The organism is Tardiphaga sp. (assembly GCF_044336785.1).
Classification (GTDB): domain Bacteria; phylum Pseudomonadota; class Alphaproteobacteria; order Rhizobiales; family Xanthobacteraceae; genus Tardiphaga.
Map to the genome: position 1 here is coordinate 23,269 of NZ_JBIIOT010000065.1, position 6,119 is coordinate 29,387.

Annotated in this window: 5 protein-coding genes; 3 read left to right on the forward strand and 2 right to left on the reverse strand. The window is 64.3% G+C overall.

Annotated elements, in window-relative coordinates; all coding sequences use genetic code 11:
- Window positions 1-66: 66 nt before the first annotated feature.
- Window positions 67-681 carry a CinA family protein gene (locus ACIQ2A_RS17870; protein WP_398481659.1) on the reverse strand — a complete coding sequence of 205 codons (615 nt, stop codon included), beginning with the start codon at window positions 679-681 and terminating at the stop codon, window positions 67-69.
- A 1-nt stretch (window position 682) separates the two neighbouring features.
- On the reverse strand, window positions 683-1,864 hold the full coding sequence (locus tag ACIQ2A_RS17875; protein WP_398481660.1) for a bifunctional 2-C-methyl-D-erythritol 4-phosphate cytidylyltransferase/2-C-methyl-D-erythritol 2,4-cyclodiphosphate synthase: 1,182 nt from the start codon (window positions 1,862-1,864) through the stop codon (window positions 683-685).
- 273 nt (window positions 1,865-2,137) lie between these two features.
- Between ACIQ2A_RS17875 and dusB the strand changes: the two genes are divergently transcribed.
- From dusB to ntrC, 3 genes are read left to right on the forward strand one after another with little or no spacing between them, the layout of a single operon-like run.
- Window positions 2,138-3,139 (forward strand): tRNA dihydrouridine synthase DusB, encoded by a 1,002-nt coding sequence (gene dusB, locus ACIQ2A_RS17880; RefSeq protein WP_398481669.1) that lies wholly within the window; start codon window positions 2,138-2,140, stop codon window positions 3,137-3,139.
- Window positions 3,136-4,308 (forward strand): nitrogen regulation protein NR(II), encoded by a 1,173-nt coding sequence (locus ACIQ2A_RS17885; protein ID WP_398481662.1) that lies wholly within the window; start codon window positions 3,136-3,138, stop codon window positions 4,306-4,308. Before dusB ends, ACIQ2A_RS17885 begins: the two co-directional genes overlap by 4 nt.
- Before the next feature lie 14 nt (window positions 4,309-4,322).
- The gene (gene ntrC, locus ACIQ2A_RS17890; RefSeq protein ID WP_233021612.1) at window positions 4,323-5,765 is read left to right on the forward strand and encodes a nitrogen regulation protein NR(I); all 1,443 of its coding nucleotides are present in this window, start codon (window positions 4,323-4,325) and stop codon (window positions 5,763-5,765) included.
- The last annotated feature ends 354 nt before the right edge of the window (window positions 5,766-6,119 follow it).

Sequence of the window (6,119 nt, forward strand, 5' to 3'; positions counted from 1 at the left end):
CCGAGCTTCGCCGCCATCCTTCGAGACGCCGCTGCGCGGCTCCTCAGGATGAGGGCGGAGTGAGGATTACTCTGCTTTCGGCTTCGGCTTCACGGCCTTCTTCACAGGCCTCGTCGCAGCCTTCCGCCGCGGTGATCGCGCCACGCGCGCGCTGCTGGCCAAAGCCCGCTTCTTCGCCGGTGCCTGCGGCCCGCGCGCCAATTCCATCAGCATCCGCAGCGCTTCCAGCACCGAGCGCTGGCGCACGGCACTTCGGCCGATCGCGCCGAACCGGCATTCCTTGTTGACGATCCGCCCGTCACGCGCGGCCACGGCGAAATGCACGAGCCCTACGGGCTTGCCCGGCGTCGCGCCGCCGGGGCCGGCAATGCCGGTGATGGACACGGCGAGATCGACATCCGCTTCTTCCAGCGCGCCCACCGCCATCTGGATCGCGGTCTCCTTGCTGACCGCGCCGAAGCTGTCGAGCGTCGTTGCCTTCACGCCCAGCATCTTGCGCTTGGCGTCATTGGAATAGGTGACGAAGCCGCGATCGATCACGTCGGACGAGCCGGGGATCTCCGTCAGTGCGCCGGCGACCAGGCCGCCGGTGCAGGACTCCGCTGTCGCAATGGTCAGCTTGCGACTGCGGCAAAGGTCGAGCAGCGCGCGGGAGAGGGCTCTTGCGTCGCTGCCGGCCATGTCAGTCCACCCAGGGCAAGCGGATCGTGGCCGCCGCTGTTGCTGCAATACCTTCTTCACGGCCAGTGAAGCCAAGACGCTCGCTGGTCGTCGCCTTCACCGCCACGCGCGACACCGGCACGCCCGAGATCTCGCTGATGCGCGTGCGCATCGCATCGCGCAGCGGACCGATCTTCGGCCGTTCGCAGATCAGCGTCACTTCGAGATTGGCGATCTTGCCGCCACGCGCGGTCACGCGACCGACGGCGTATTCAAGAAACTTGTCGGACGCAGCGCCCTTCCACTTGTCGTCGCTCGGCGGGAAGTGCGAACCGATATCGCCATCCGCCAGTGCGCCCAGAATCGCATCCACCAGCGCATGCAGGCCGACATCGCCGTCGGAATGCGCCAGGAAGCCGCGCGTATGTGGCACGCGCACGCCGCAGATCATCAGGTGATCGCCGTCGCCGAAGGCGTGCACGTCATAGCCCGTGCCCATGCGGATATCGCCGAGGGAGGCTGCGAGGCGGGCTTCTTCGCGGGAAAAATCTTCGGGAGTCGTCAGCTTCATATTTGCAGGATCGCCTTCAAAGGTTGCCACGGTCAATCCCGCCCATTCGGCGAGCGCGGCATCGTCGGTGAAATCGTCACGGCCCTCGGCTGCGGCACGACGATGCGCCGCGAGGATGACATCGAAACGAAAGGCCTGTGGCGTCTGTGCGATACGCAGCTTGGCGCGTTCGGGCGTCGCTTCCACATGACCTTTGTCATTCACGACCTTGATCGTATCGACGACAGGCGCGGTCGGTACCGCGGCGCCGGTGATCTGCGCAGCGGCGATGGCGCGCTCGATCACGGCAGGAGACACGAAGGGGCGGGCGGCGTCGTGAATCAGCACGATGTCCGGCGCCTGATCCGCCAGCGCCTCCAGCCCGGCATGGACCGAGGCCTGCCGAGTCGCGCCGCCATTGGCCGGAACCTGGTACCGCAGCCCTGTCACCGCCTCGTTGAAAAGGGCGACATCGTCGGGGTTGGTGATGGGCTGCACTGCGAACACCTGTGGATGTGCGCAAAACGGCTCCATGGCGCGGGCGATCACCGGACGCCCGCCGATGGTGCGATATTGCTTGGGGCCGCCGCCTCCGGCGCGCAGGCCACGCCCGGCGGCAACGATAACGGCGGCAGTTTTCGGTGAATTTGTCATCAGGGTCAGTTGATTAAGGGGTAAGCGATTGGAGCACAGCCCTTAGCACGGCCGCGCCGAAAAACAGTAGGTTTGCTTGTCGGAATAGTTGGGCATGACGCATAAACGTGCATTGCTGCACTGCACTTGCAAAGTTGTTGGCTTTGGCTAATGTGTAGGCATGACAATTGACTGCCCAACAAATGTGCGCATACTGGGCTTTGTCGCCGCAACGCCGCGGAGACAAGCACGATGAGTAGCTCTGTGAGTCCGGACGCATCATACAGCAAACGATTGAAGATTGGTGATGTGGAAATCGCCAACAGGGTCGTTCTTGCGCCGATGTCGGGCATTACCGACGCCCCGTTCCGTCGCCTGACCGCCGAGCTCGGCGCCGGTCTTGTGGTTTCCGAAATGACCGCCAGCGACGATCTGGTGAATGGACGGCCGATGTCGGTGCTTCGCTGCGAGGCGACCGGGATGGGTCCGCATGTGGTGCAGCTCGCTGGCTGCGAGGCGCACTGGATGGCCGAAGGCGCCCGGATCGCCGAAGGCGGCGGCGCGGATATCATCGACATTAATATGGGCTGCCCGGCGCGCCACGTGACCGGCGGGCAGTCCGGCTCGGCGCTGATGCGTGATCTCGACCATGCGCTGACGTTGATCGAAGCCACGATCTCCGCCGTGAAAGTCCCGGTGACGCTGAAGATGCGTCTCGGCTGGGACGATCGCACGATGAATGCGCCCGAACTCGCGCGCCGTGCGGAAGAGGCGGGGGTGCAGCTCATCACCGTGCATGGCCGCACGCGCTGCCAGTTCTATAAGGGCGACGCCAACTGGGATGCCGTGCGTCCAGTGAAGGCGGCCGTTAGCGTGCCCGTGGTCGTCAATGGCGACATCACCTCCTTCGACAAGGCCGTCAGCGCCCTCGAAGCCTCCGGCGCTGATGCCGTGATGGTCGGCCGTGGTGCTTATGGCCAGCCTTGGCTGCCCGGCCAGATCGGCCGGCAGCTTGAAACTGGCATCAAGGAAACTGCGCCGACATTGCAGCAGCAGCTCGCTTATGTCGTCACGCTCTATGACGACGTTTGTCAGCATTACGGCCTGCGTGTCGGCCTTCGCCATGCGCGAAAACATCTCGGCTGGGCGCTCGACACGGCCGCAGACACCAGCGGTGCGGCACCGGCGAAGCTCAAAGACTGGCGCGCCCGAATTCTCACCTCTGAAGACCCCTCCGGCGTGCATCGCGCGCTGAACGAGGCCTTCGACGACTTTGCATGGAGTGCTGCCGCATGAGCGCCGCAGAATATCGCCGGCCAGCCCCCGCAGACAGCGAGGCGATCCTCAACGCGCTGCCGCATCCGATTCTCGTGATTGCGCCGGACGGCAAGATCGTCGACGCCAACATGTCCGCTGAGTCCTTCTTCGACATTTCCGCGCAGTTTCTGCGCCGGCAGTCGCTGCGCGAGCTGGTGCCGTTCGGCAGTCCGCTGCTGGCGCTGATCGATCAGGTCCGCGAAGCCAATTCGCCGGTGAACGAATACAAGGTCGATTTGGGCACGCCGCGCATCGGCGGCGATCGCCAGGTCGATCTGCATGTGGCACCGCTCACGGAGCGCCCCGGCCATATCGTCGTGATGCTGCAGGAGCGCACCATCGCCGACAAGATGGATCGCCAGCTCACCCATCGCAGCGCCGCGCGGTCGGTGACGGCACTCGCCGCCATGCTGGCGCATGAGATCAAGAACCCGCTGTCCGGCATCCGCGGCGCGGCACAGCTGCTGGAACAGCAGGCCTCCGCCGAAGACCGCATGCTCACGCGCCTGATCACCGACGAGGCCGACCGCATCGTCACGCTGGTCGATCGCATGGAGGTGTTCGGCGACGAGCGTCCGGTGGCGCGCGGCCCCGTCAACATCCATTCGGTGCTCGACCATGTGAAGCGCCTGGCGCAATCCGGCTTTGCGCGCAACATCCGCTTCATCGAGGATTACGACCCGTCGCTGCCGCCGGTGCTGGCCAATCAGGATCAGCTCATTCAGGTGTTCCTGAATTTGGTGAAGAACGCCGCCGAAGCGATTGTCGATCTCGGCTCCGATGGCGAGATCCAGCTCACCACAGCGTTCCGACCCGGCGTGCGCCTCTCGGTGCCTGGCAAGAAGTCACGCGTGTCGCTGCCGCTCGAGTTCTGCGTGAAAGACAACGGCCCCGGCGTTCCCGAAGATCTGTTGCCAAATCTCTTCGATCCCTTCGTCACGACCAAACCGACCGGAAGCGGCCTGGGTCTTGCATTGGTTGCGAAGATCATCGGCGACCACGGCGGGATCATCGAGTGTGAATCCCAACCCCGAAAGACCACCTTCCGCGTGCTGTTGCCGATGTTCAACCCAGCCAAGAACCTAGACAGCAAGACCATAGATCCGGGCAGTGACGATGCGGGTGCATCGTCCGGCTCGCAGACTTAAGTAGAGGACTGACGATGCCTGCAGGAAGTATTCTGGTTGCGGATGACGATACGGCAATCCGCACGGTCCTCAATCAGGCGCTGTCGCGCGCGGGATACGAGGTGCGTCTCACCGGCAATGCCGCCACGCTGTGGCGCTGGGTGAGCCAGGGCGAGGGCGATCTCGTCATCACCGACGTGGTGATGCCCGACGAGAACGCGTTCGACCTTCTCCCGCGCATCAAGAAGATGCGTCCCAATCTGCCCGTCATCGTGATGAGCGCGCAGAACACCTTTATGACCGCGATCCGCGCCTCCGAGCGCGGCGCCTACGAATATCTGCCGAAGCCCTTCGACCTGAAGGAGCTGATCGCCATTGTCGGCCGCGCACTGGCCGAGCCGAAAGAGCGCGTCGCCAGCAATGACGACGACGGCGAGTTTGATTCCATCCCGCTGGTCGGCCGTTCGCCGGCGATGCAGGAAATCTACCGCGTCCTCGCCCGCCTGATGCAGACCGATCTCACGGTCATGATCTCCGGCGAGAGCGGCACGGGCAAGGAACTCGTCGCCCGCGCGCTGCATGATTACGGCAAGCGCCGCAACGGCCCGTTCGTCGCGGTCAACATGGCGGCGATTCCGCGCGATCTCATCGAATCCGAACTGTTCGGCCACGAGCGCGGCGCCTTCACCGGCGCCAATGCCCGCGCCACAGGCCGCTTCGAGCAGGCCGAAGGCGGCACGCTGTTCCTCGACGAAATCGGCGACATGCCGATGGAGGCACAGACGCGTCTTCTCCGCGTGCTGCAGCAGGGCGAATACACCACGGTCGGCGGCCGCACCCCGATCAAGACCGACGTCCGCATCGTTGCGGCCTCGAACAAGGACCTGCGCATCCTGATCCAGCAGGGCCTGTTCCGCGAGGATCTGTTCTTCCGCCTCAACGTCGTGCCGCTGCGCCTGCCGCCGCTGCGTGAGCGCATCGAGGATCTGCCCGACCTGATCCGCCACTTCTTCGCACTCGCCGAGAAGGACGGCCTGCCGCCGAAGAAGCTCGACGCGCTGGCACTCGAGCGTATGAAGCAGCATCGCTGGCCCGGTAACGTTCGCGAACTCGAAAACCTGGCCCGCCGTCTCGCCGCGCTCTATCCGCAAGATGTCATCACCGGTCCGGTGATCGATGGCGAGCTGGCGCCACCCGCTGTGGTCTCGGGTGGTAACGCACCGACCACCGTGGATAATCTGGGTGGGGCCGTGGAGGTCTATCTGTCCTCGCACTTCTCCAGCTTCCCGAACGGCGTGCCGCCGCCGGGCCTCTATCACCGCATCCTGCGCGAGATCGAGGTGCCATTGCTGACCGCCGCGCTGGCCGCCACCCGTGGCAACCAGATCCGCGCCGCCGATCTGCTCGGTCTCAACCGCAACACGCTGCGGAAGAAGATTCGGGATCTGGACATTCAGGTCTATCGGACGGGGGGCTAGGAACGACACGGTCGCTCATGGTGAGGAGGCGCGTAGCGCCGTCTCGAACCATGAGATGGCCAGACTCCGAGCGTGCAGCCATCCTTCGCGACGCGGCCAAGCGGCCGCTCCTCAGGATGAGGGCGGAGTTTCCTGATATTTCACCGATCAAACGGTGAAATTGAGCGACTTGCGCAATCCGCGGCTGTTCTACGCCGCGGATTTGTCGTAATTGAGCAACATTGTTGTATGATTGCATCAGTGCGTAGGTGGTAGCGACCCAGCCCGCGCCAAGGTCACGCAACGCCTCGCTCAGCAAAAAATCCCGGAATGACGAACGCAGAGACGTCGGCACCAGTTTTCGAACCGTCGGTA